General features: G+C 64.5%; 22 protein-coding genes and 1 pseudogene. 11 read left to right on the top strand and 12 right to left on the bottom strand.

What is annotated here, in order from left to right; translation table 11 throughout:
* Window positions 1-96 precede the first annotated feature (96 nt).
* Entirely contained in the window at window positions 97-1419 is a 1323-nt protein-coding gene (locus ACTXG5_RS00490) for an MFS transporter (RefSeq protein ID WP_445161843.1), read from the top strand.
* Here ACTXG5_RS00490 and ACTXG5_RS00485 read toward each other — a convergent pair.
* The 4 genes from ACTXG5_RS00485 to ACTXG5_RS00470 form a co-directional block, all read right to left on the bottom strand.
* Window positions 1416-4313 carry an MMPL/RND family transporter gene (locus ACTXG5_RS00485; protein WP_445161842.1) on the bottom strand — a complete coding sequence of 966 codons (2898 nt, stop codon included), beginning with the start codon at window positions 4311-4313 and terminating at the stop codon, window positions 1416-1418. The two genes, ACTXG5_RS00490 and ACTXG5_RS00485, sit on opposite strands and share 4 nt — an antisense overlap.
* Window positions 4310-4747, bottom strand: coding sequence for an MmpS family transport accessory protein (locus tag ACTXG5_RS00480; RefSeq protein ID WP_445161841.1), 438 nt, complete (start codon window positions 4745-4747; stop codon window positions 4310-4312). The genes ACTXG5_RS00485 and ACTXG5_RS00480 overlap by 4 nt, the downstream gene beginning before the upstream one ends.
* A gap of 120 nt (window positions 4748-4867) precedes the next feature.
* Entirely contained in the window at window positions 4868-5197 is a 330-nt protein-coding gene (locus tag ACTXG5_RS00475; protein ID WP_445161840.1) for a hypothetical protein, read from the bottom strand.
* A 32-nt stretch (window positions 5198-5229) separates the two neighbouring features.
* Window positions 5230-6474, bottom strand: a complete 1245-nt coding sequence (locus ACTXG5_RS00470) for a D-alanyl-D-alanine carboxypeptidase family protein (RefSeq protein WP_445161839.1) — start codon at window positions 6472-6474, stop codon at window positions 5230-5232.
* Window positions 6475-6596: 122 nt separating this feature from the next.
* On the opposite strand from ACTXG5_RS00470, the gene ACTXG5_RS00465 reads away from it, so the two are divergent.
* Window positions 6597-6935 carry a hypothetical protein gene (locus ACTXG5_RS00465; protein ID WP_445161838.1) on the top strand — a complete coding sequence of 113 codons (339 nt, stop codon included), beginning with the start codon at window positions 6597-6599 and terminating at the stop codon, window positions 6933-6935.
* Here the strand turns inward: ACTXG5_RS00465 and ACTXG5_RS00460 are convergent.
* Together ACTXG5_RS00460 and ACTXG5_RS00455 are read right to left on the bottom strand one after the other, a co-directional pair.
* The gene (locus ACTXG5_RS00460; protein ID WP_445161837.1) at window positions 6910-8253 is read right to left on the bottom strand and encodes an aspartate aminotransferase family protein; all 1344 of its coding nucleotides are present in this window, start codon (window positions 8251-8253) and stop codon (window positions 6910-6912) included. The two genes, ACTXG5_RS00465 and ACTXG5_RS00460, sit on opposite strands and share 26 nt — an antisense overlap.
* A gap of 67 nt (window positions 8254-8320) precedes the next feature.
* The gene (locus ACTXG5_RS00455) at window positions 8321-9142 is read right to left on the bottom strand and encodes a mycofactocin-coupled SDR family oxidoreductase (protein ID WP_445161836.1); all 822 of its coding nucleotides are present in this window, start codon (window positions 9140-9142) and stop codon (window positions 8321-8323) included.
* A 143-nt stretch (window positions 9143-9285) separates the two neighbouring features.
* Here ACTXG5_RS00455 and ACTXG5_RS00450 point away from each other — a divergent pair, with 143 nt between their 5' ends.
* From ACTXG5_RS00450 to ACTXG5_RS00440, 3 genes are all read left to right on the top strand, one after another.
* On the top strand, window positions 9286-10212 hold the full coding sequence (locus ACTXG5_RS00450; RefSeq protein WP_445161835.1) for a sigma-70 family RNA polymerase sigma factor: 927 nt from the start codon (window positions 9286-9288) through the stop codon (window positions 10210-10212).
* A gap of 90 nt (window positions 10213-10302) precedes the next feature.
* Entirely contained in the window at window positions 10303-11913 is a 1611-nt protein-coding gene (locus ACTXG5_RS00445) for a metallophosphoesterase (RefSeq protein ID WP_445161834.1), read from the top strand.
* Window positions 11914-12197: 284 nt separating this feature from the next.
* On the top strand, window positions 12198-13184 hold the full coding sequence (locus tag ACTXG5_RS00440) for a hypothetical protein (protein WP_445161833.1): 987 nt from the start codon (window positions 12198-12200) through the stop codon (window positions 13182-13184).
* A gap of 15 nt (window positions 13185-13199) precedes the next feature.
* Here ACTXG5_RS00440 and ACTXG5_RS00435 read toward each other — a convergent pair.
* Window positions 13200-13793 (bottom strand): annotated as a pseudogene (locus ACTXG5_RS00435) (carboxymuconolactone decarboxylase family protein); the annotation flags it as partial.
* 91 nt (window positions 13794-13884) lie between these two features.
* Here ACTXG5_RS00435 and ACTXG5_RS00430 point away from each other — a divergent pair.
* Window positions 13885-14331, top strand: a complete 447-nt coding sequence (locus ACTXG5_RS00430; RefSeq protein ID WP_445161832.1) for a hypothetical protein — start codon at window positions 13885-13887, stop codon at window positions 14329-14331.
* On the opposite strand, the gene ACTXG5_RS00425 is transcribed toward ACTXG5_RS00430, so the two are convergent.
* From ACTXG5_RS00425 to sdhC, 4 genes are read right to left on the bottom strand one after another with little or no spacing between them, the layout of a single operon-like run.
* Window positions 14303-15094 (bottom strand): succinate dehydrogenase iron-sulfur subunit, encoded by a 792-nt coding sequence (locus ACTXG5_RS00425; protein ID WP_445161831.1) that lies wholly within the window; start codon window positions 15092-15094, stop codon window positions 14303-14305. The two genes, ACTXG5_RS00430 and ACTXG5_RS00425, sit on opposite strands and share 29 nt — an antisense overlap.
* Window positions 15094-16848 (bottom strand): succinate dehydrogenase flavoprotein subunit, encoded by a 1755-nt coding sequence (sdhA, locus tag ACTXG5_RS00420; protein WP_445161830.1) that lies wholly within the window; start codon window positions 16846-16848, stop codon window positions 15094-15096. Before sdhA ends, ACTXG5_RS00425 begins: the two co-directional genes overlap by 1 nt.
* A gap of 19 nt (window positions 16849-16867) precedes the next feature.
* On the bottom strand, window positions 16868-17347 hold the full coding sequence (locus tag ACTXG5_RS00415) for a succinate dehydrogenase hydrophobic membrane anchor subunit (protein WP_445161829.1): 480 nt from the start codon (window positions 17345-17347) through the stop codon (window positions 16868-16870).
* Entirely contained in the window at window positions 17344-17682 is a 339-nt protein-coding gene (sdhC, locus tag ACTXG5_RS00410; protein ID WP_445161828.1) for a succinate dehydrogenase, cytochrome b556 subunit, read from the bottom strand. The genes ACTXG5_RS00415 and sdhC overlap by 4 nt, the downstream gene beginning before the upstream one ends.
* Before the next feature lie 290 nt (window positions 17683-17972).
* On the opposite strand from sdhC, the gene ACTXG5_RS00405 reads away from it, so the two are divergent.
* The 5 genes from ACTXG5_RS00405 to ACTXG5_RS00385 all read left to right on the top strand — a co-directional run bounded on the left by ACTXG5_RS00405 (window position 17973) and on the right by ACTXG5_RS00385 (window position 21408).
* Window positions 17973-18374, top strand: a complete 402-nt coding sequence (locus ACTXG5_RS00405; RefSeq protein WP_445161827.1) for a cytidine deaminase — start codon at window positions 17973-17975, stop codon at window positions 18372-18374.
* On the top strand, window positions 18371-19657 hold the full coding sequence (locus tag ACTXG5_RS00400) for a thymidine phosphorylase (protein WP_445161826.1): 1287 nt from the start codon (window positions 18371-18373) through the stop codon (window positions 19655-19657). The genes ACTXG5_RS00405 and ACTXG5_RS00400 overlap by 4 nt, the downstream gene beginning before the upstream one ends.
* Complete coding sequence (locus tag ACTXG5_RS00395) at window positions 19654-20742, top strand: adenosine deaminase (RefSeq protein ID WP_445161825.1); 1089 nt, start codon at window positions 19654-19656, stop codon at window positions 20740-20742. Before ACTXG5_RS00400 ends, ACTXG5_RS00395 begins: the two co-directional genes overlap by 4 nt.
* Window positions 20743-20854: 112 nt before the next feature.
* Window positions 20855-21013, top strand: coding sequence for a DUF6307 family protein (locus ACTXG5_RS00390; RefSeq protein ID WP_445161824.1), 159 nt, complete (start codon window positions 20855-20857; stop codon window positions 21011-21013).
* Window positions 21014-21030: 17 nt separating this feature from the next.
* On the top strand, window positions 21031-21408 hold the full coding sequence (locus ACTXG5_RS00385) for a hypothetical protein (RefSeq protein WP_445161823.1): 378 nt from the start codon (window positions 21031-21033) through the stop codon (window positions 21406-21408).
* 18 nt (window positions 21409-21426) lie between these two features.
* On the opposite strand, the gene ACTXG5_RS00380 is transcribed toward ACTXG5_RS00385, so the two are convergent.
* Window positions 21427-22845 carry an HNH endonuclease signature motif containing protein gene (locus ACTXG5_RS00380; protein WP_445161822.1) on the bottom strand — a complete coding sequence of 473 codons (1419 nt, stop codon included), beginning with the start codon at window positions 22843-22845 and terminating at the stop codon, window positions 21427-21429.
* Window positions 22846-22852 lie beyond the last annotated feature (7 nt).

The raw sequence follows: 22852 nt of genomic DNA, 5'->3' as shown, positions 1-22852 counted from the left end.
GTGGCCTTGTCCCCCGATCGGGGGACACACAATTCCCCCCGCCATATCCGATCGGTGGATGTTATTGACTGGTTACCAACCGTAGATTCTTTTGTTATGCCCGTCACACTCGTGCCCGCCACCCCGGCGCAGCCAGGCACATTCGGGCGACTGCTTTCCCAGGGCACCTTCTACACCGCCGGCATGCAACTCAGCAATGGCGCCGTGGTACTGCCGTTGATTTGCGCACATCAGGGTCTCACCTGGGTGGCCGCGCTGCTCTTTCCGGCCTTCAGCCTCGGCGATATCGTCGGAAATTCGCTGTCTCCGGCGGTGCTGCACCGGGCGGGTCAGAAGCGGCACCTGCTGCTGGCCGTGAATGCGGCGAGCGTGGCCGCGCTGATCTTGTGCGACGCGGTAATTCCCTGGCACGGCGTTCTCGTCGCGGCGGTGTTTTTGCTGACCTGCGCGGCAGCCGGAGTTCTGCTCGGGATCTCCGGCGTCGCCTACCCCGACATGATCTCCAGCAAGCTGTCCGCGGCGCGGCGCGGGGAGCTGCTCCTGTTCCAGGGAGCCATCGGGTCGGTGCTGGCCACCGTTGTCATACTGTTCGTCGTGCCGGCGCTGGCCCACGGCAACGAGATGACCTATCGCCGCGATCTGCTGTGGCTGGGTGCAGCCGGACTGGCCGTCTCCGCCATCGCCGCGCTGTCCGTCGGCCCGGTGCGGTCCACCTCGGTGACCACCCGACTGTCGATGCGGGATACCTACCGACAGGGCTTCACGGTCGCCCGCTCCCAGCCGTGGTTTCGCCGGTACGTGATCGCGTGCCTGTTGTTCGCCCCGGTCACCTTGGGCACCACGTTCTATGCCCTGCGCACCGCCCACCAAAGCGGCAGCTTGCATGTGTTGGTGATCCTGTCCAGCATCGGACTGGTTTTCGGCTCGCCGCTGTGGCGCAAGGTCTACCGCGTATTCGGAGTGCGCGGCATGATGCTGGGCAGTGCCCTGCTCAGCATCGCCGCCGCCACGCTGACCGTCGCGGCCGAATCGTGCGGTCAGTGGTTCCACATCTGGGCGTACGGCACGGTGTTCCTACTGGCAACGGTGGCCGGCCAGGCCGTCGTTGCCGCGACGATTTCGTGGATCAGCGTGGCGGCCGCCGAATCGCACCGCGCGACATTGATCGCGTTCAGCTCGACGCTGCTTGCTATCGAAACCATGGCCCTGGCAGGTGCGCTCGGCGGGCTCGCGCAGAACCACTCCACGATCTGGCCGGACGTCATTGTCTTGATCCTGGCCATCGGCGCCGGCATTGCCTCGCTGGGCGCTCCGCCGTCGGAGACACGGCCGGCAATCCGTCGCCGCGTGCGCGACGTGGCACACCAGGGCCGGTCCTTCTCGAGCATTGCCCCGTCGGTGAGCCTGCAGGCGGCCTAGGGAAGTGCCGACTCCGGCGATTTATCGACCGGCGTTTGCAACAGGGCACGCACCAAACGACGGGGTCCGGAGGACCTGAGCATCCGACTGGCCGGGCGCGGGCGTACTTGTTGTGGCCACCAGAACCAGCGTCCCAGCAACGCGGCAATCGACGGCGTCATGAAGGACCGCACGATCAGCGTGTCGAAAAGCAAGCCCAAGCCGATAGTGGTGCCGATCTGGCCGATGATCCGCAAATCGCTGAACACGAAGAGCGACATGGTGACGGCGAATACCATGCCGGCAGCCGTCACCACCCCTCCGGTGCCGGCCATCGCGCGGATAATGCCCGTATTCAAACCGGCGCCGATTTCCTCTTTGAGTCGCGAGATCAGCAACAGGTTGTAGTCCGATCCCACGGCCAAGAGCAGGATTACCGACATCGCCAACACCAGCCAATACAAATCGATGCCGAGAATGTCTTGCCAGAGGAGCACGGACAGGCCGAAGGAGGAGCCCAAAGAAACCAGCACCGTCCCGACGATGACCGCAGCGGCAATCACGCTTCGGGTGACGATCATCATGATGATCAAAATGAGACTGATCGCTGCCACTCCGGCAATCAGCAGATCGTAAAAGGCGCCCTCTTGGATGTCCCGGTACGTCGAAGCGGTGCCGCCCATAGAGATCGCGGCACCCTGCAAAGGAGTTCCCTTGATGGCCTCTTTGGCCGCCAGCTGGATCGGCTCGACGCGAGCAATGCCCTCGGGCGTCGACGGATCTCCGTCCAGGGCAATGATGAAGCGGGCCGCCTTGCCATCCGGAGACAAGAACATCTTCAGGCCCCGCTTGAAATCCGGATTTTCAAAAGCCGACTGCGGCAGATAGAAGGAATCGTCAACCTGAGCGGCGTCGAAGACCCGACCCATTGCGCCGGGGTCTTTGCTATTCATCTCCTGCTCTTTGTAGAAAGACAAAAGTGTGCCGTGCCATACGACCATCATGTCGCGCATGATGGTCATCGTTGAAATCATCGGCAGCATTTGCGCACGCATCTCCGGCAAGAGTCGGGTCAGGACATCCAGATCCTTGACGAGACCTTCCAACTTCTCGCTCAGCTGATCGACGTTATCGAACGTGTCGAATATCGACCTGATCGCCCAGCAGGCAGGAATATCGAAGCAGTTCTTCTCCCAGTAGAAGTAGCTGCGAATCGGTCGAAGAAAATCCGCTAAGTCCGCAAGGTGATCCCTTATGTCGTCGGTCGTGTTCGACATGTCATGCGTGAGGTGATCCATGTCGACGGTATTGTCGACGATCTGGCCCATCAGCGCATACATATGGTGCATCGTTTCGATCGACACATTCATGGCCTCAACCTGCACCAGCATGTCGTCCAACCGATCCTTCATAAATTGCATATTTTCGGCGTTCGAGACGCCTTGCATGCTCATAATGAACGGAATCGACGTGTGCTTGAGGGATGTTCCCAGCGGCCGGGTTATGGATTTAACCTGTGAGATTCCAGGGCTGTGAAAGATAGCTTTCGCGACCTTGTCCAAGATCAGCATGTCAACGGGAGTCCGCATATCATGATCGGTCTCGAGTAATAGCACATCGGGATTTAGCCAAGCCTGCGAAAAGTGTCGACCCGCGGCCGCATCCCCGACAACGGCCGGCATGCTGGCCGGCACGAATCTGCGCAGATCGTAAGTTGTCCGGTAACTCGGCAAGGCCAGCAGCCCGATAAACGCCACCGCGCAGGTCCCCGCGAGCACCGGGCCGGGCCAACGAACGATTGCGGTTCCCACCCGGCGCCACCGCCGAGTGGCCATCCTCCGCTTGGGTTCGAAGAGCTTCAACAAGCTGCCCACGGTCAGCACCGCCGGTCCGAGCGTGAGCGCGGCGAGGACCGCAACCAACATGCCCACCGCGCAGGGCGGCCCGAGCGACTTGAAGTACGGCAGTCGGGCAAAGCTGAGGCAATACATGGCGCCGGCAATGGTCAAGCCGGAGCCCAAAATCACGTGGGCGGTCCCGTGGAACATGGCAAAGAACGCGGCTTCGCGGTCCTTACCCGCGTAGCGTGCCTCGTGGTAACGGCCAAGCATGAATATCGCGTAGTCCGTGCTGGCAGCAATGGCCAGAAGTGTGAGCAAGTTGACGGCGAAGGTCGAAAGGCCGAAAACACCGTGATAAGTCAGAAAACTGACGACTCCGCGAATTGCCCCCAGCTCAATCCCGACCACGACGAGGACGAGGATCATCGTGACGAAGGACCGGTAGATGAAGAGCAACATCGCCGCGATCACCACGCCGGTAATCAGGGTGACCTTGGCAATGCTTTTGTCGCCCGCCTCCGATTGATCGGCGATCAGCGCCATCGAACCGGTCACATATGCCTTGATCCCGCGCGGCGCCGGCGTGGTCTCCACGATATGCCGCACGGCGTAAACCGAATTGTATGCCGCAGTTTCATTCTTGCCGGCGAGGTAGACCACGACATAGGCGGCTTTATCGTCCGCACTTTGCGATCCGCCGGCGGTCAGCGGATCACTCCAGAAGTCCTGGATGTGCGCGACGTGCCGGGTATCGGCCGAAAGCCGCCGCAACAGTTCGCTATAGAAACGGTGAGCGTCATCGCCGAGTGGTTTCTCGTCTTCCAGCACTATCGTGGCCGCGGTATCGGAACCGGACTCACCAAACACCTGACCCACCCGCTTGAGCGCCTGAATCGAAGCGCCGCCCGCAGGGCTCATCGAAACCGAGTGCTCTTTGCCTACTACTTCCAGTTGCGGGATGGCGATATTCAGGATTGCGGTGAGCCCCAGCCATAACAGCGCGATCGGCACCGCAAACCGGCGGATCATCCTTGGCAACAACGGGGGACTGGAAGCCTCGGATGTTTCGCTCATCCGGCGTTCACCTGGCAGAAGGTCAGGGCTTTCGGTCCGGTCTCGGATCTCTCGTCCTTCGTCGTGCCGTTCACCATGATCCGGCACCCGATCACGCTGCCATTGCTTTGCGCCAAAAGGTTGACGGTGACCGAAGTCAGCGTCGTCGCCACCGTTTGCGACCACGGCAGCGGAATATTTTCCAGCCGTTGCACGCGCGCGTCGGGGTCCAAATAGGCGATCTTTGCGGTCGCGGCGGGGCCGAAGACTTCATAGGTCACGCGTTTCGGGTCGAACAACGGATCGTCGAGATCGGCCTTGACTCTGACAACGGGATGTCCGTGAACACCGAACATGCTATGGAGGCGATAGATACCCAACCCCGCAACACTGGCGATGGTGATGACGGCCAGCAGCAACCACATTCGCTTGACGACTCGGGTAACCGAACTCATCTTTACCCCCGTGCCTGCCACCGGGTCGCTATAACAATTTGATATTTCGTTGCGTTAGCGAGTTAGACGCTACCGTCGATGCGCTAAAGCATCGAGGCTTTCAGCTAATCGTTATGTGGCTCAGCTCGGCCGTACCCGTTCGCGGAGTAACTCGATCACACGGGCGGGGTCGTCGGGGCTGATGCACGGCCGCACGCGTCGGCCGAGCCCAAGCACCAGCAGGGTTTGCTTGCGGCCCCGGCGGATGTCCAGCGGGAACCAGTAGCGCGGGTCGGTCGCTCCCCAGATCCTGCCCTTGCCGGAATTCCAGGTCATCTGCTCGGACTTGATGCTTTGGATCTCGCTGTAGGCGATCCGCTTGGACGCGGCCAGCGGGAAGTAGTAGCGCCGAATGGTAATCCCGTCCTCGTCGAGCCGGAGGCCGGAATCCTCGTACAGGGCTTCAGTCATCCCAGAGACGGTGCCACAGCAAACTTTGGCGGTCAACGGTGCTGATGTAGGGGCCGGCGGTTCATCGAGCGCGCGACCATGATCAACGCGAACACGACAATGGCGCCGATGATGCCAACACCCACCCGCACTGGCAACGCGTCGGCCGACGGCAGCAACCCCGCGGCTTGGGCGCCGTTGCTGTGCGGGTCGGCGGCGCTGTCCTGCCTGGGCGCCAAAGAAGGGTCGGGTTCGATCAGCGCGCCGACCTGGGTGCCCTGCGCGGTGGCGAAGCCGTAGTCGAGCAGGTGCGCCGCCTGCTCCCAGGGTGCGATCGGCTGCCGGGTGCCGTGCATCAATATCGCCATCAGCCGCCGGCCGTTGCGGTTTGCCGCGCCGACGAAGGTCTGACCGGCATCGTCGGTGTAGCCGGTCTTACCGCCCAGCGCACCCGGATACTTGTAGAGCAGCTGGTTGTCGTTTTCCAGCTCGTAGCCGGGGTGGTCGGCGTGGCCGGGGAAGTCGAAGGTCCGGGTCGCGACGATGTCGGCGAAAGTCGGGTTTTGCCAGGCGTATCGGTAGAACAGGCCGATGTCGTAGGCCGAGGTGCTCATACCGGGCCCGTCCAGCCCCGACGGTGTGGCCACCCGGGTGTCGCGGCCGCCGAGCTTGGCGGCCAGCACGTTGATCTTCTCCAGTCCCTGCTGCATCCCGCCCAGCTGCATGGCCAGCGCGTGCGCCGCGTCGTTGCCCGAGTGCATCAGCAACCCGTGCAGCAGCTGGTTGACGGTGTAGACGCCGCCGTCGTCCACGCCGACCTTGGTGCCCTCGGCTGATGCGTCGTCGGCCGTTCCGACCACTGATTTGTTGAGCGGCAGTGTGTTCAGGGACGCCATCGCGACCAGCACCTTGATGATGCTGGCCGGGCGGTGCCGGCCGTGCGGATCCTTGGCCGCGATCACTGCGCCGCTATCCAGATCCGCCACCACCCATGCCTCGGCGGAAACGTCGGTGGGCAGCGCCGGTGTGTCCGGCGCCGCGACGATGCCGCAGCTGCTCAGCGCGTCGCCGCCCACCGGCTTGGGGGGCACTGCCAGCGGGATCGGCGGGTCACCGGCTTGAGGCACCTCCGACGAGTCCACCGCGGCCGGGGTGTTCACCTTGTACGGGCAATTTGGCGCCCCCGCATTAGGTCCGGGGCTCGGCTCAGCGATCGCCGCCGGCGCACCCAGCGTGACCGGAGCGGCGACCATGAAAATGGCCGCTGCCAGGCATGATACAGAACGTATGAACCTCATTGATTGAGCAGACTAGGCGATTGGCCGCCCGATTTGGGGGAGCCGCGCTGTGACTGCTGAGGCAGATGTGACATCTACATCCGGAGCGCGGCCGGGCCGACGCACTACGCTGGCGAGGGCCAATGTCCACCGACTTGAGGATTGCCATTCCAAACGAGCGAGTGTGGTCAAAGTGGCGGCGCCAGCGCGAAGGCACCAATGGGTCCGGTACCGCCCCGCGATCGCTGGAACAGCTGTTCAAACAGGTGGAGAAATCGACCCAGGTGCGGCGCACCGGACTCGACCAGGTGTTGACCGAGCTGGAGATGCATCGCGACGCCACACCGGATCCCGATGCGCGGTCCGCGCTCGCCTGGCTGTGCAACTCGCTATCGCGGTTCGTGAGCAACCCGAGCGCGGCCCACGCCCGCCAGCTGGTGATGGCCACCGGTACCGCTAGAGGCGCGTGTACGCCTCGCTGAGCACGCCGCGCAGGATCGATTCGATCGTGTCGAACTCCGCCTGACCACTGATCAGCGGCGGCGCCAACTGGACGACGGAATCGCCGCGATCGTCGGTGCGGCAATACAACCCCGCCTCGAAGAGGGCCGACGACACGTAGCCCAGCAGCGACCGGCGTTCGGTGTCGGTGAAGGTTTGCCTGGTCGCCTTGTCCTTGACCAGTTCGACGCCGTAGAAGTAACCCTCGCCGCGGATGTCGCCGACGATGGGCAGGTCGTACAGCTTTTCCAGGGTGGCGCGGAAGATCGGCGCGTTGGTCTTGACGTGGTCGTTGATGCCCTCGCGCTCGAAAATGTCGAGATTGGCCAGCCCGACGGCGGCCGAAACCGGATGGCCGCCAAAGGTATACCCGTGCGGGAACATCGTGGCGCCGTCGTTGAACGGCTCGAACAACCGGTCGCTGGCGATCATCGCGCCGATCGGCGAGTAGCCCGACGTCATGCCCTTGGCGCAGGTGATCATGTCGGGCACGTAGCCGACGTCGTCGCAGGCGAACATCGACCCGATCCGGCCGAACGCGCAGATCACCTCGTCGGAGACCAGCAGCACGTCATACTCGTCGCAGATCTCCCGGACTCGCTCGAAATAGCCTGGGGGAGCGGGGATACTGCCGCCGGCGTTCTGCACCGGTTCCAGGAACACCGCGGCCACGGTCGAGGGTCCTTCGAACTCGATCGCCTCGGCGACCCGGTCGGCGGCCCACTGCCCGAAGGCTTTCTGGTCGGTTTCCAGACCGGCTCTGAACGGTTCGGGTGCGCGGTAGAAGTTCGTGTTCGGCACCCGGAAGCCGCCCGGCGTCACGGGTTCGAACGGCTCCTTGAACCGCGGCAGTCCGGTGATCGCCAACGCGCCCTGGGTGGTGCCGTGGTAGGCGATCGCTCGCGAAATCACCTTGTGTTTCCCGGGTTTACCGGTCAGCTTGAAGAATTGCTTGGCCACTTTCCAGGCGGTTTCGACGGCCTCGGTACCGCCGGAGGTGAAGAAGACCCGGTTCAGGTCGCCCGGGGCGTAATGAGCCAGACGCTCGGCGAGCTCGATCGCGGTGGGCGTGGCGTAGCCCCAGAGCGGAAAGAACGCCAGCGTGCTCGCTTGGCGGGCCGCGACCTCGGCCAGTTCGGTACGGCCGTGGCCGACCTGAACGGTGAACAACCCGGATAGCCCGTCCAGGTAGCTCTTGCCGCGGTCGTCGAAGATGGTGACACCCTCGCCGCGCGTGATGATGGGCGGCGTGAAGTCCGGACCGTGCCGGGTGAAGTGCAGCCAAAGGTTGTCAGTCATTGCCGCGAGCGTAACGCCACTGCGGCTTTCGGCGGCCAGAATGATTGTGGCGTTACGCTCGCGCCGATTATTTGAGCAGTATGCCCGCGTCTATTGGCAGCGTCACGCCGGTGACGTAGCGACCGGACCTGCCGCACAGGTAGACCATCGCCTCGGTGACGTCCTCGGGCTCAATCGCTCCGACGGGCAGCAGGTTTGCGAAGACCGCCGCGAACGACGGTTGATCATCCATCATCTCGTTCTGAATCATCGGCGTTGCCACCCCGGTCGGATGCACGGAGTTCACCCGAATCTCCTTCTCCGCCAACGCGGTCGCGTAGTAGCGCATCAACCCGATGGCCCCATGCTTGGCGGCGGTGTAGCCGGCGAGGCCCGGGTTCCGCATCTCGAAGGTGCGCACGATCGATTTGAAGCCCGCTGCCGAGCTGGTGATGACGATTGCCCCGCCGTCTCCGTGCTCGAGTAGGTGCGGCAGTGCCGCCTCGATCGTGTAGTAGACGCCGTTGAGCATCACGTCGATCGCGTCTACGTACGCACTAACCGTCGGGTGCGCGAGACCGATGCCCGGCGCCACGCCGGCGTTCGCGAGAACAAAGTCAAGGCGGCCGAGCTCGGCTACGGCGTCGGCCAGGACCGACTGCAGCCGGGCAAAGTCACGCACGTCGGCTTGCTCAGCGATGATGCGGCCGCCGGTCTTCTCCACCAGGTTGACCGTCTCGTCCAGATCTTCTCGGCAGCTCATCGGATAGGCGACGGTGTCGATCTGCTCGCATATGTCCACGGCGATGATGGCCGCGCCTTCCTCGGCGAATCGCACCGCGTGCGCGCGACCCTGCCCGCGGGCGGCGCCCGTGATGAATGCAACCTTGCCGTCAAATTGCCCCGTCATCGCATCCCCCAATGCTCTATTCGCTCTGTTCGTCGTCGTCCACAACCATTAACTGGGCGGACACTTCATCGTCGCTTGGGAAGTGCGCACAGAACCCGTTCAGACGCGCTTGACAACGTGCCCTGTCAAGTAGGCTGGGGCGCATGACCTTAACGCAGGTCAGTGATTTCGAAGCCTTACGGCCGCATCTGATGGCGGTCGCGTACCGGCTGATGGGCACCGTCGCCGACGCGGAGGACATCGTCCAGGACGCCTGGCTGCGCTGGGACAAGCAGGACCCCAAAAAGGGAGAAGCGATCACCGACCTGCGCGCCTGGCTGACTACCGTGGTGAGCCGGCTCGGACTGGACCGATTGCGGTCGGCCGCGCACCGCCGCGAGACCTACACCGGTAACTGGCTGCCCGAGCCGGTGGTGACCGGCTTCGACGGTGCCGATCCGCTGTCCTCGGTGGTGGCCCGCGAGGACGCCCGGTTTGCGGCGATGGTGGTGCTCGAGCGGCTGTCGCCGGATCAGCGGGTCGCGTTCGTGTTGCACGACGGGTTCTCCCTGCCGTTCTCCGAAGTCGCCGAGGTGCTGGGCACCAACGAGCCCGCCGCCCGGCAGCTGGCGTCGCGGGCCCGCAAGGCCTTGCATCGGCAAGGGGACCCGGCGCCGCCGAAACCCGATCCGTCGCACAACGAGGTGGTCGGCCAGCTGCTGGCCGCGATGGCCGAGGGCGACCTGGAAACAGTGGTGTCGCTGCTGCATCCGGACGTGACCCTGACCGGCGATTCGAACGGCAAGGCGTCCACCGCAATTAACGTCATCCACGGGGCGGAGAAGGTGGCCCGGTTCATGTTCGGCTTGGCCCGCCGCTACGGCCCAGCGATGTTCACCTCATATCAGCTGGGGCTGGTCAATGGCGAACTCGGCGGCTACACGGCCGGTTGCCCCGCCAGCGACGGGTACCGGGAGATGATGCCGCGGATCATGGCCATGACGGTGCGCGACGGAAAAGTCTGCGCCCTATGGGATATCGCCAACCCCGACAAGTTCACCGGCTCCCCGTTGCGCGAGGTGGCCCGGTGAGTTTGCCCGGTCTCGTCCATGAAAGGCCTTGATAGGCCTTAACTATCGCGGCGAACCGTCAATCCCCTTGGGATGTTTAGAATCGCCAAGGTGCCGGATGACATCGCGACACCTGCTGAACCGGTGTGGACGCCTCGACCCGTCGTCTACTCGGAGAATCTCCATGCCGCGCTGTGGCGCTCGGTGGCCGCCGAGGTGCTGGGCGGTCCGGCCGGCCGCGCAGCCGATGTCGATTGGGGCGCCAACTCCACGCTGGCGGGCATCGACAGGCATCTGCAGGCGCTAGAAGCCGGACGTCCGGTCCGGCGGCCCCGGCCCGGCGAACCGGACCCGAGGGTCGCTGCCTACCTGTCCGAGTTGCAGCAGCGGGTCGCGCACGCGAGGCTGAACAACGATCCCCTCCTGGTATCCCAGCTTCAGCAGCAGCTGAGGACGTTCGCTCACCAGGACTCGGCATTGGATCAGTTGGGAGAGAAGTACTTCGAGTACTACGCCAAGTACCCCTATCACCTCGCCGGCACTCCCGCGTACCGCTCCTGGCAGACGCCCGACGGCGGCAACGGGGACGCCGACTTCGGGGTGATCGACTGGCGGCTTCCCGCCGACGCAACGATCGTCGTCATCGGCGACGTCGGCACCGGCACCGATCTGGCCGTCGCGACGCTGGAGGCCGCGCTGTCGTTCAAGCCGGACGCGATTCTGCACCTTGGAGACGTCTACTACTCTGGGACCACCTTCGAGTTCGACCATCGCTACATCGGGCCGTTCGAATCGGTGTTCGCCACCGCCGGCCACCGCGCACCGGTGTTCGGCGTGCCGGGCAACCACGAGTATTTTACCGGCGGCCACGCATACCTGGCCTGCCTGGACGGCGGGACGTTGCGGGTCACGCCCGACCAGCGCCAGTCCGCCAGCTATTTTGCGCTGCGCTCGGCGGACGACGAATGGCAATTCCTCGGGATGGACACCGGCTTCTTCGGCCACACGATCAGCATGCCCGTGGCGGCGCAGCAGGCGGCACTTGCGGTGTTACACCGCCGCGACCCCGACATTCCACTCGATCCCTCGTCGCCTGCCGTTGTGGTACCGACGCTCGACACAGATATGGTGCGCCTGCGCAATGACGAAGCGGCCTGGCACATCCGGCACGCAACGTCATTCCCCGGCCGGTCGGTGCTCCTCTCCCATCATCAGCTGTACACGGCCCGTTGGGAGATCGGAAAGGCGCAGCGGCAGGTGACGGCGCCCGGCGGAGGCATCCACGCCGACCCTGCCGATCTCAACCGAATCTGGATTGACACTGATCTGTGGCGCCAGCTCGACCCCATTTTGGGTCTGCAGGTGGCTGCCTGGTTTTGGGGTCACGAGCACAACTTAGAAATCTTCGTTGACGACTATCTGCCGCCGGACTGGCCCCCGGACCCAAGCACCGATGCGCCCACGTTGCGGCGCCTGCCCAAGGGGCGCTGCTGTGGCCACGCGGCGATGTCCGTCAACGTCAGGGATCGGCCGTACGCGACGCCGTATCCGGTGCCGCTCAAGCAGCGCGACCTTCAGCTTGGCCAGGATGGGGGCTGGTACCACCGCGGCTTTCAGATTCTGGACCTGCGCGGAGCGGGACAACCCATGCGGGTCCGTTACTTCCAGGTCGCCCGCCTCGACCCGACCCCATTGTTGATTCACGAGGAGACCATCGCCTGACGCTCGACTAGCGTTGCGCGGCAGCTTCGGCGAACCGGCCGCCGAGACCGACGAAGTTGAGTATCCGTGCGGTAGAACGGATCCGATCGTAGCGCGCAGCCGTGACTGAGCACACAGGTTGAGCATTGCAAGACCGGGTAATTTTCTTTGGTCTACGGCGTATGTTTTCTAGAGGCGATAGCAGCGAGCATCAACGCGTTGGCCGCCGAGCACGGTGCGTTGCGGGATATACGGCAAGCCGAATCATCCAGCGTCACAACGTTAAAGACCCGTTAGGAAAAAGAATGACAGACAAGACACTTTCTGACGACACCGTGAAGACGTACAGGTACCTTAGGCTCGGCCTGGTAGCGGCGGTTGTCTGGCTCCTCATCTCCGTTGCCGAGACCTCGATCTCGACGCAGTGTGTGCAGACGTCGCTGAGCGCCTTCTACTACACGACATCACACGCGGTATTCGTCGCGTCGCTATCTGCGATTGGTGTGATGCTGATCGCATATCAGGGCACTGTTCTGGCAGAGGAAGTAGTTCTCGACGTCGCTGGCGTTCTCGCGATCGTCGTCGCACTTGTACCGGTGACACTGGGTCCCGCAGACGGCGGCGACGCGGAACCGGCCTGCGGGCTCTCGCTACCCACCGATGCGAACGGCGCCGTCGGGTCAGTCAACAACTTCAGCTCCCTACTCGTCACGGGGGCCGTCATCGTCGTGACGTACCAAGTGGTCAGGCGGCGGAGCAGCGCCACCCACACCTCTAGCGCCGCCCAGCAGGCAGCGCAGGCCGCGGGTTGGGCCCCGCGCTTCGCGAAATCCTTACTGGGAGGCGGTCAGGTGGCGGTCTCGGCGGTGGCAGTTCTCTATCTAGTCGCCGGCATCGTCTGGTTCGTCGCGGCGCCAGATCAGTTCAAAGCGAATGCGCACCGCCTGGCGGCCCTCGGGCTGTTCGCCGGCGTTGTCGTAGTCGCGATCTTCTATGCGTCCTATGCGGCACTCGAAGGGAAACCCGAAGCGAAGATGTACGCAGTGATCGCGATTTTCTTGACTGTCACGCTGATCGCGCTGGTCGTTGTCATTCTGGGCATCGGCGGCATCGAGCCCGGACATGCAGTCTTGTGGTTGGAGATCGCCCTCATCGTTGAGTTCGCCGCTTTTTGGCTGATGCAGACACGTGACCTCTGGCACTCCATGCGGTACCGGCCACGGGTGACCTCTGGTCGCCCGCATCGCCTCGGCACGCTCGGCGAGGCGGCGCAGCCAACCCCTGCGTCATGATCGCAAGGCTCGGCTTTAGGCGGTCGCCCACGGGATCCGGCAGCTGTCACCGGAATTGAAGCCCTGCTCGGTGATGCCCAGCGCGGAGTTCATCCGTGCGCGCATGTTCTCCACTCCGATCTGATAGGTCAACTCGATCACCCCGGCATCGCCGAAGCGGGCCCGCAGGTCGGCGACCTGTTCGTCTGTGACGGTGTGCGGATCGGTGGTCATCGCTTCGGCGTAGGCGATGGCGGCGCGCTCGTCGTCGGTGAAAGCCGTTGAGGTGGCGTAGTTGTCGATTTCCTTGAGCCGCGTGATGTCCAGCCCGTCCAGGCGCTGCAGCATCGACCCGAAGTCGACGCACCACGCGCAGCCGATCGTGCGCGCGGTCCAGAACACCGCAAGCTCACGCACGCTGACCGGCAGCGTCCGTGAGGCCCGGTCGATCATGGTCTCGTGCACGGCGCCGGCGATCATCAGCCGGCGATGATGCGCGGCCACGGCGAACGGTTCGGGAACCTGGCCATAGCGGCGCTTGGCGACCCGGTACATGGCGCGGGTCAGTAGGCCGGCGCGCTTGGGCGGTAGGGGCTCGATACGGGTTTTCTGTGTCATACCCCTCAGACGACACAGGTCAGCCAAGTGTGACCGACGCCGGCATTTTTGATCCCAAGAATTTGCCAAGAATCCGCTGAGGATCCCCGGCAAGTCTGGGGTCATGACGTACTGCTATTTCGACGAGCCGCCGCGATTGGAAGACATCGAGCCCGCCACCCACACCGAGGTGCTGGTCGCCGAATCGGGGCTTGACCAGGGGCGCATCCGCGCGGCGGTCGACGCGGTCTTCGCCGCTCACCCCGACCTGGGCACCGTGTTCGAATCGAGGCTGAACATCTGGATGACTCGCCCGGGCGGCGGATGGGGCTGGGCGGTCGAACCCCCCGGCGGCACCGTCACCGACGTCGTCGCGCGTCAACTCGCCAGTTTCGACATGCACACCGGCAGGTTGTTCGCGGTCTCCTTGCTGCCCGGAGAACCCGACCGCGTGGTGCTCACTGCCAGCCAGCTCTGCATCGACGAACAGGCCTGGCTGGCCGTGGTCGAGGACCTGGTCGCCGAGTACAACGCCGGTGCTCTCAGCGTGAGAACAGCAGCGCGCGCTTGACCTCCTGGACCGCCTTCGTGACCTGGATGCCACGCGGGCAGGACTCCGTGCAGTTGAACGTGGTGCGGCAACGCCACACGCCGTCGACCTCGTTGAGGATGTCGAGGCGCTCACCGGCGGCCTCGTCGCGGCTGTCGAAGATGAACCGGTGCGCGTTGACGATCGCGGCGGGACCGAAGTAGGTGCCCTCGCTCCAGAACACCGGGCAGCTGGTGGTGCAGCACGCGCACAGGATGCACTTGGTGGTGTCGTCGTAGCGGGCACGGTCGGTCGGGCTTTGGATCCGCTCCCGGGTCGGCGGGTTGCCGGTGGTGATCAGGTACGGCTTCACCGCGCGATAGGCGTCGAAGAACGGCTCCATATCGACGATCAGGTCCTTCTCCACGGGCAGCCCGCGGATGGGTTCCACCGTGATGGTCAGCGGCTTGCCAACCTTCTTGGGCAACAGGTCTCGCATCAGCACCTTGCAGGCCAGCCGGTTCACGCCATTGATCCGCATCGCGTCCGACCCGCACACTCCGTGGGCGCAGGACCGCCGGAAGGTGAGCGTGCCGTCCAGATAACCCTTGATGTAGATCAGCAGGTTGAGCAGCCGGTCGCTGGGCAGACAGGGAACCCGAAAGCTTTGCCAGCCACCAGTTTTGGTGAACGCATCGGGATCGTCCGGATTGAATCGGGCGATCTTGAGGGTCACCATCACCGCGCCGTCCGGGACCGGCGGCAACGGCGGGTCCTGCGTCTCGTCCGCCGTGTCAACAGACATCAATACTTCCGTTCTTTGGGTTCGTAGCGCGTCTGCACGACGGGTTTGAAGTCGAGCGTGATGTCGCTCAACAGCTCGCTGCCCTGCTTGTACGCCATCGTGTGGCGCATGTAGTTGACGTCGTCCCGGTTCGGGTAATCCTCCCGGGCGTGGCCGCCGCGGGACTCCTTGCGATTCAGGGCGCCGACCACGGTGACTTCGGCCAGCTCCAGCAAGAAGCCCAGCTCGATGGCTTCCAGCAAATCGCTGTTGAAACGTTTTCCCTTGTCGTGCACGGTGATTCGGGAGTAGCGCTCCTTGAGCGCGTGGATGTCGGTGAGCGCCTGCTTGAGTGTCTCCTCGGTGCGGAACACCGCGGCGTTGTTGTCCATCGTCTGCTGCAGGGCGCCACGGATATCCGCGACGCGCTCGTTGCCGTGCTCGGACAGGATGTCGGCCACCCACCCGATTACCATCGCCTCCGGATCCGGTGGCATGTCGACGAAGTCGTGGCCCTGGGCGTAGCTGGCCGCGGCGATACCGGCGCGCCGGCCGAAGACATTGATGTCCAGCAGCGAGTTGGTGCCCAACCGGTTGGCACCGTGCACCGACACGCACGCGCACTCACCGGCGGCGTACAGACCCGGGACGGTGGAGGTGTTGTCCCGCAACACTTGTCCGGTGACGGTGGTCGGGATGCCGCCCATCACGTAGTGGCAGGTCGGGTAGACCGGCACCAGCTCGTGCACCGGGTCGACGCCCAGGTAGGTGCGGGCGAACTCGGTGATGTCGGGCAGCTTGGCTTCCAGCACGTCCGCGCCGAGGTGGCGGACGTCGATGTAGACGTAGTCCTTGTGCGGGCCGGCGCCACGACCCTCCAGCACTTCGAGAACCATTGAGCGGGCGACGATGTCGCGGGGAGCGAGGTCGACGATCGTCGGGGCGTAGCGCTCCATGAAGCGCTCGCCCTCGCCGTTGAGCAACCGGCCCCCCTCGCCGCGCACGGCTTCGGAGATCAAGATGCCCAGACCGGCCAGGCCGGTCGGATGAAACTGGTGAAACTCCATGTCCTCCAACGGAAGTCCCTTGCGGAAGACGATGCCGATGCCGTCACCGGTCAGTGTGTGCGCGTTGGAGGTGGTCTTGTACATCCGGCCCGAACCGCCGGTGGCCAGTACGACGGCCTTGGCGTGGAAGACGTGGATGCGGCCGGTCGCCAGCTCGTAGGCGACCACGCCGGTGGCCACCGGGCCGCTGGGGGTCTGGGTGAGCACCAGGTCCAGTGCGTAGAACTCGTTGAAGAACTCGACGTCGTGCTTGACGCAGTTCTGGTAGAGCGTCTGCAGGATCATGTGACCGGTGCGGTCGGCCGCGTAGCAGGCCCGGCGCACCGGGGCCTTGCCGTGGTCGCGGGTGTGACCGCCGAACCGGCGCTGGTCGATGCGGCCCTCGGGGGTGCGGTTGAACGGCATCCCCATTTTCTCCAGGTCGAGCACCGCGTCGATGGCTTCCTTGCACATGATCTCGACGGCGTCCTGGTCCGCCAGGTAGTCACCGCCCTTGACGGTGTCGAAGGTGTGCCATTCCCAGTTGTCGTCCTCGACGTTGGCCAGCGCGGCGCACATGCCGCCCTGGGCGGCCCCGGTGTGGCTGCGGGTGGGGTAGAGCTTGGTCAGCACCGCGGTGCGAACCCGCGGGCCGGCCTCGACGGCTGCCCGCATTCCGGCACCGCCCGCGCCGACGATCACCACGTCGTATCGGTGTTGCTGGATCAACTCCGGTTGCCTCCCTCAATCAGGAAATGTTGGGGTCGAACGTCATCAATACGTAGGTCCCCAGCACCAACGTGAACCCGATCGACAACAGCAGCAGGCTGTTCAGCCAGAACCGGGTGCTGTTTTTGCGGCTGTAGTCGTCGATGATGGTGCGCAGGCCGTTACCGCCGTGCAATTGCGCCAGCCACAGCAGCGCGAGGTCCCAGAATTGCCAGAACGGCGACGCCCAGCGCTGCGCCACGTAGTTGAAGTCGATGCGGTAAACGCCGTTTTCCCACATCAGCATGATGAACAGGTGCCCGATCGCCAGGAACACCAGCGCGACGCCGGAAAACCGCATGAACAGCCACGCGAATTTCTCGAAGTTGGGGATGCCGGCGCGCCGCCGCGGTGACCTCGGATTGTCCAGGCTGGCCGGGCGATCGTGGCTGCGCTGCTGGACCGGCGCTACGTCGCCTCTTGGGTTTGGGGAGCCCAGCTGAAGGTCGGGACTGCTCATCGGAAGTGCTCCAGCATGTGAATGCCGATGGCCACCGCGGCCGGCACCATGACCAGCAGGTAGATGACGGCGATGATCCACAGCATCCGCCGCTGGTGGCGGGGGCCCTCCGACCAGAAGTCGATCAAGATGATGCGGATCCCGTTGAGTGCGTGGAAAAGCACCGCCGCGACCAAGCCGAACTCCATCAGGCCCACGATTGGGGTCTTGTAGGTCTGGATCACTTCGTTGTAGGTCTGCGGGCTCACCCGGACCAGCGCGGTATCCAGAACGTGCACGAACAGGAAGAAGAAGATCGTCGCGCCGGTGATGCGATGCAGGACCCACGACCACATGCCCGGATCTCCCCGATAGAGGGTCCGTGGTGGGCGCCGCTTGCGTGACGACTCCGATGGGGGTGTCGGGGATGCAGAATCTGCGGTTGTCGCCTGTGTGCTCAAACCAGTCCTCACCGCCTTCAAAACCGCTAATAACCTGTTGTCCGCGAAACTAAGGCCGGGCAATCGAGCTTAGCCCGGCAACGGTGCGTCCGGAACCAATCAGCGCTATCCGCGACCAGTGTTTTCGTGTCAGAGTTAGGGTGGCTTTCTCGAGTAAGTCCATCGGTGATTGGGGTTGCGGCAGTATGCCTGACATTGACTGGGATATGCTGCGGGACAAAGCAATACAAGTAGCAGCGGGAGCTTATGCCCCGTATTCGCAATTTCCCGTGGGTGCCGCCTCGCTGGTCGACGACGGTCGCGTGGTCACCGGTTGCAATGTGGAAAATGTCTCATATGGCCTGGGTCTCTGTGCCGAATGCGGACTGGTGTCTGCCCTGCATTCGACCGGTGGCGGCCGGTTGATTGCGGTGGTGTGCGTTGACTCACAAGGGGAGCTGTTGATGCCGTGCGGGCGATGCCGCCAACTGCTGCTCGAGCACGGCGGACGCGAACTGCTGATCGCGCATCCGGCCGGCCCCCGCCGCCTCGAGGAACTGCTGCCCGACCCGTTCGACGCCGACGATCTGGCCCGGGAACGTCGTTGACCGACTTCGCATTCGACGCCCCGACGGTCATCAGGACCAAGCGCGACGGGGCCCGGTTGTCCGACGCCGCGATCGACTGGGTCATTGATGCCTACACCGATGGCCGGGTCGCCGACGAGCAGATGGCGGCGTTGTTGATGGCGATCTTTTGGCGCGGCATGGACCGCGGCGAGATCGCCAGCTGGACGGCGGCGATGCTGGCGTCGGGGGACCGGCTGGATTTCAGCGACCTTGGGGTCCCCACCGTGGACAAGCATTCGACCGGCGGGGTCGGCGACAAGACCACGCTGATTTTGGTGCCCATCGTCGCCGCCTGCGGCGGTGCGGTACCCAAGGTCTCGGGGCGCGGGCTGGGCCATACCGGCGGCACCCTGGACAAGCTGGAATCCATCCCGGGCTTCACCGCAGAAATCTCGATTGGGCAAGTGCGCCAACAACTGTACGACATCGGGGCGGCGATATTCGCCGCCGGACAGCTGGCAGCCGCCGACAAGAAGCTCTACGCGCTGCGCGACATCACCGCCACGGTCGAGTCGCTGCCGCTGATCGCCAGCTCGGTGATGAGCAAGAAACTGGCCGAGGGTATCGGCGCGCTGGTGCTCGACGTGAAGGTCGGTGACGGGGCGCTGATGGCCTCGGAGGCGCAGTGTCGCGAACTGGCCCACACCATGGTCGAGTTGGGCGCGGCGCATGGCGTGCCCACGCGTGCGCTGCTGACGGAGATGAACTGCCCGTTGGGCGCGACCGTCGGCAACGCGCTCGAGGTTGCCGAGGCGCTGGAGGTGCTGGCCGGCGGCGGGCCGCCCGACGTCGTGGAGCTGACGTTGCGGCTGGCCGCCGAGATGCTCGAGCTGGCCGGGATCGACGGTCGCGATCCCGCCCAGACGCTGCGCGACGGCACCGCGATGGACCGATTCCGCCGGCTGGTCGCCGCGCAGGGCGGCGACTTGTCGGTACCGTTGCCAATCGGTTCGCATTCAGAGACCGTGATCGCCCCGCGGAGCGGCACAATGGGAAATATCGACGCTATGGCAGTGGGGCTAGCAGCTTGGCGACTCGGTGCGGGTAGATCCCGCCCGGGCGGGCAGGTCCAGGCCGGTGCCGGGGTCAGGATTCATCGGCGCCCGGGCGAGCCGGTTGCGGCCGGTGAGCCATTGTTCAGCCTCTACACCGACACCCCCGAACGTCTTGGCGCCGCGCTGGCCGAGCTGGACGGCGGCTGGGGCGTCGGGGACACCGCACCGGCGCCGCGGCCGCTGATCATCGATCGGATCGTCGGATGAGCGCCCCGCTGGAGTTGCGGCAGATCCAGAAGGCACCGAAGGCGCTGCTGCACGATCACCTCGACGGGGGATTGCGTCCGTCGACCGTGCTGGAGATCGCCGGCCAGATCGGTTACGACGGGCTGCCCGCGACCGACGCCGAAGAGCTGGCGACCTGGTTTCGCACCCGGTCGCACAGCGGCTCGCTGGAGCGGTACCTGGAGCCGTTCTCGCACACCGTGGCGGTGATGCAGACCCCCGAGGCGCTCTACCGCGTCGGCTACGAGTGCGTGGAAGACCTGGCCGCCGACTCCGTGGTCTACGCCGAGGTCCGGTTTGCTCCGGAGCTACACATCAACCGCGGGCTGTCCTTCGACGAGATCGTCGACGCCGTGCTGGAGGGTTTCGCCGCCGGCGAGAAGGCGACGGCCGCGGCCGGGCGTCCGATCGTCGTGCGTCTCTTGGTCACCGCGATGCGCCACGCCGCGCTGTCCCGCGAGATCGCCGAGCTGGCAATCCGGTTCCGGGACAAGGGCGTTGTCGGCTTCGACATCGCCGGCGCCGAGGCCGGAAACCCGCCGACGCGGCATCTGGACGCTTTCGAATATATGCGAGATCATAACGCGCGCTTCACTATTCACGCCGGTGAGGCGTTCGGCCTGCCGTCCATCCACGATGCGATCGCGTTCTGCGGCGCCGACCGGCTCGGTCATGGGGTGCGAATCGTCGACGATATCGAGATCGTCGAGGGAGGCGGCGTCCAGTTGGGCAGGCTGGCATCGATTCTGCGCGACAAGCGAATTCCGCTGGAACTATGCCCCAGCTCCAACGTGCAGACCGGCGCGGTCAAGAGCATTGCCGACCACCCGTTCGATCTGCTGGCCAGGGCGCGGTTCCGGGTCACCGTCAACACCGACAACCGGCTGATGAGCGACACCACGATGAGCCTCGAAATGCACCGTCTGGTGCAGGCTTTCGGCTACGGGTGGAGCGATCTCGAGCGGTTCACCATCAATGCGATGAAGTCAGCGTTCATTCCGTTCGACGAGCGACTGGCGGTCATCGATGAGGTGATCAAGCCGCGCTACGCGGTGCTGGTCGGTTAGCCTGCCCTCGGTGCATGCCGGCAACGGCGTACTCTGAATCTATCGGCGGTACATCGTCACATGACTGTTCAAGTTGTGTCGTCGCCGATTCAAAAGATTTGGGAAAGTAACCATGGCAACTAAGCCAGCAGTTCTCTCGCCCTATGAAAAGCGCGTAAAACTCATCCAGGACACCTTGACGACACACTCGTCAATTGGCGACGCCGCCGCCGGCGACCTCGCGGTACATGTACTTCACGCCCTGAATTCGATTCCCGAGCGGAGTCGCTGAGCAGCTAGGCGCTCGAGATGAAATCTGACGACGAACAGCGAGATATCTTCGGCGAGAACGTGCTCCATGTCGGTGCGGGCTTCAAAGAAAAAGAGCGCCCGCACGTGTTGGAGGCGTTATCGACGCTCGGTCCGCACCTGCTCGGACGATGGGACCCGCGGGACTTGGATGTGGAAGTCTCGTTGCAGGACCGCGACGGCAAGGAGCAGCGCGTCACGTTGCGGACGAGCTTGCCCGGCCGTGCGCCGCTAGTCGCGGTCGCTGAGAATCCGGACATCACCCACGCTCTTAACGAAGCAAAGCGTGAGCTGATCCGGCAACTCGAACATCAGAAGTCGGAGCGCGATCCGATGAGCAATCATCGGCACAGCGCTGCGACGATCCGCCACCATTAGCCACCTCCGAGCCACCGTCTAGAACGGCGGCGGCTCGTCGTCATCGGACGATCCAATGTGGACGTACTCCCAGCGCTTTTTGCGCGCTTCGCGGGAGGTTCGATTGTGCTGGCGTTCGGCGGCGATGGAAGCGGCGCGGTTCTGCGCGCGGGTGTGGATCCGGATCGGCATCATCGCTCCGCGGTTGGCGGACTGCGTGTCCGGCGTCCTCACGACCGGCGGCGGGTCGCCGCTGGCGCACAGGGCGGGGAAGAGCAGAGCGCTGCCGGGTGTGGTGACGTGGGTGTGCCCGTCGGGCAGTGTCCAGATGATGGTGCCGTCGGGCAGTTGCTGGTCGCGCCAGCCCCAAAAAGTCTTGAGCAGGTGATGTTTTCGGCACAGGCACTTGAGGTTCGACGGGTGGGTGGCACCACCGTCGGCGTGCGGCACGGTGTGGTCGATGTCGCAGAGCGTGGCCGGGCGGTCGCAACCCGGGGCCCGGCAGGTGAGATCTCGGGCGCGCACGAAGTCCATCAGGGCTCGCGACGGCAGATATCCGGATTCCGGAGTCGTCGGCGTTGTAATCGGTTGTAGCTTGGCTGATTTCGTCAGCTCACGCACGATCTCGGCGGGGATGATGCCGTCGCCGTAGAGAAATCCTGGAGCCGCACCGAACCCGTCCACGGTAGCGCTGTCGGCGACCACGTGAATCACGACGGAGTTGGGCTGCCGGGGCGCCGAACCGGCCGGGCAGTCGGGGCTGTCGCATCCGCACGCCAGCCGGTCGCCACCGGCCGCCAGTGTGCCCAACGCGTCGGCGCGCAGCTGCCCGACCGTGCGTGGATCGTCATCGCACACCGTCTTGGCGAGTTCGTCGAGCCGGCGATCGAGCGCTTGCCCCGTCGTCGCGAAAACCGTCCCGTTGATCAGCGCCATTCCCGGGTCCATCTCGGTGACCTGGAAATAGCGATCGGCCGCGTACTCGCGCGATCGGCGCACCGCGTCCCGGTCGATCCTGGTGACTACGCGATCGATCTCCGTCGCGAGCTTCCAGCTGGTCATCGACGGCCAGCGCGGTGCTTTGATGGCCAGCTGGGCATCCACCGCGGCCAGCGCCTCGGCGTCGACGATCAGGTCGGTGCGAAACACGATGGTCCGGAACAGCCGGAAGTCGATATCGCCGGCCCGAAAAACGGCGGCTACAGCCGGCAACCGTTCATGCATGGCGCGGGCGTAACGCAGGTTGCTGTGGCCCATAGCGACGCTGGTGCCGAGCTCGGCGGCGATTTCGGCGGCCACCGCATCGCTGGTGTCCGCGGCCCACTGCGCGCGGTCGCCGTGCTGGGCCAACCGCAACCTGAACAGGTCGCCGATCGCGAGCAGGCGAGCCGCCGCGGCCTGGGCTTCCGCGCGCGCGGCGTCGGTGATGTGGGTCAGCAAGACCGAAGCATCGAACATGTGTTCG

The sequence above is a fragment of the Mycobacterium sp. Dal123C01 genome (assembly GCF_052566995.1).
The sequence above is the reverse complement of the archived record's forward strand: the minus strand, read 5'-3'. Positions and strand labels throughout refer to the sequence as shown.

Coding starts and splice junctions, on each gene's coding strand:
- ACTXG5_RS00460 (WP_445161837.1), bottom strand. CDS start 8,253: ATGACTGACAACCTTTGGCTGCACTTCACCCGGCACGGTCCGGACTTC.
- ACTXG5_RS00490 (WP_445161843.1), top strand. CDS start 97: ATGCCCGTCACACTCGTGCCCGCCACCCCGGCGCAGCCAGGCACATTC.
- ACTXG5_RS00465 (WP_445161838.1), top strand. CDS start 6,597: ATGTCCACCGACTTGAGGATTGCCATTCCAAACGAGCGAGTGTGGTCA.
- ACTXG5_RS00440 (WP_445161833.1), top strand. CDS start 12,198: ATGACAGACAAGACACTTTCTGACGACACCGTGAAGACGTACAGGTAC.
- ACTXG5_RS00475 (WP_445161840.1), bottom strand. CDS start 5,197: ATGACTGAAGCCCTGTACGAGGATTCCGGCCTCCGGCTCGACGAGGAC.
- ACTXG5_RS00450 (WP_445161835.1), top strand. CDS start 9,286: ATGACCTTAACGCAGGTCAGTGATTTCGAAGCCTTACGGCCGCATCTG.
- ACTXG5_RS00415 (WP_445161829.1), bottom strand. CDS start 17,347: ATGAGCAGTCCCGACCTTCAGCTGGGCTCCCCAAACCCAAGAGGCGAC.
- sdhC (WP_445161828.1), bottom strand. CDS start 17,682: ATGTGGTCGTGGGTCCTGCATCGCATCACCGGCGCGACGATCTTCTTC.
- ACTXG5_RS00430 (WP_445161832.1), top strand. CDS start 13,885: ATGACGTACTGCTATTTCGACGAGCCGCCGCGATTGGAAGACATCGAG.
- ACTXG5_RS00480 (WP_445161841.1), bottom strand. CDS start 4,747: ATGAGTTCGGTTACCCGAGTCGTCAAGCGAATGTGGTTGCTGCTGGCC.
- ACTXG5_RS00395 (WP_445161825.1), top strand. CDS start 19,654: ATGAGCGCCCCGCTGGAGTTGCGGCAGATCCAGAAGGCACCGAAGGCG.
- ACTXG5_RS00425 (WP_445161831.1), bottom strand. CDS start 15,094: ATGTCTGTTGACACGGCGGACGAGACGCAGGACCCGCCGTTGCCGCCG.
- ACTXG5_RS00455 (WP_445161836.1), bottom strand. CDS start 9,142: ATGACGGGGCAATTTGACGGCAAGGTTGCATTCATCACGGGCGCCGCC.
- ACTXG5_RS00385 (WP_445161823.1), top strand. CDS start 21,031: ATGAAATCTGACGACGAACAGCGAGATATCTTCGGCGAGAACGTGCTC.
- ACTXG5_RS00405 (WP_445161827.1), top strand. CDS start 17,973: ATGCCTGACATTGACTGGGATATGCTGCGGGACAAAGCAATACAAGTA.
- ACTXG5_RS00390 (WP_445161824.1), top strand. CDS start 20,855: ATGGCAACTAAGCCAGCAGTTCTCTCGCCCTATGAAAAGCGCGTAAAA.
- ACTXG5_RS00470 (WP_445161839.1), bottom strand. CDS start 6,474: ATGAGGTTCATACGTTCTGTATCATGCCTGGCAGCGGCCATTTTCATG.
- ACTXG5_RS00485 (WP_445161842.1), bottom strand. CDS start 4,313: ATGAGCGAAACATCCGAGGCTTCCAGTCCCCCGTTGTTGCCAAGGATG.
- ACTXG5_RS00380 (WP_445161822.1), bottom strand. CDS start 22,845: ATGTTCGATGCTTCGGTCTTGCTGACCCACATCACCGACGCCGCGCGC.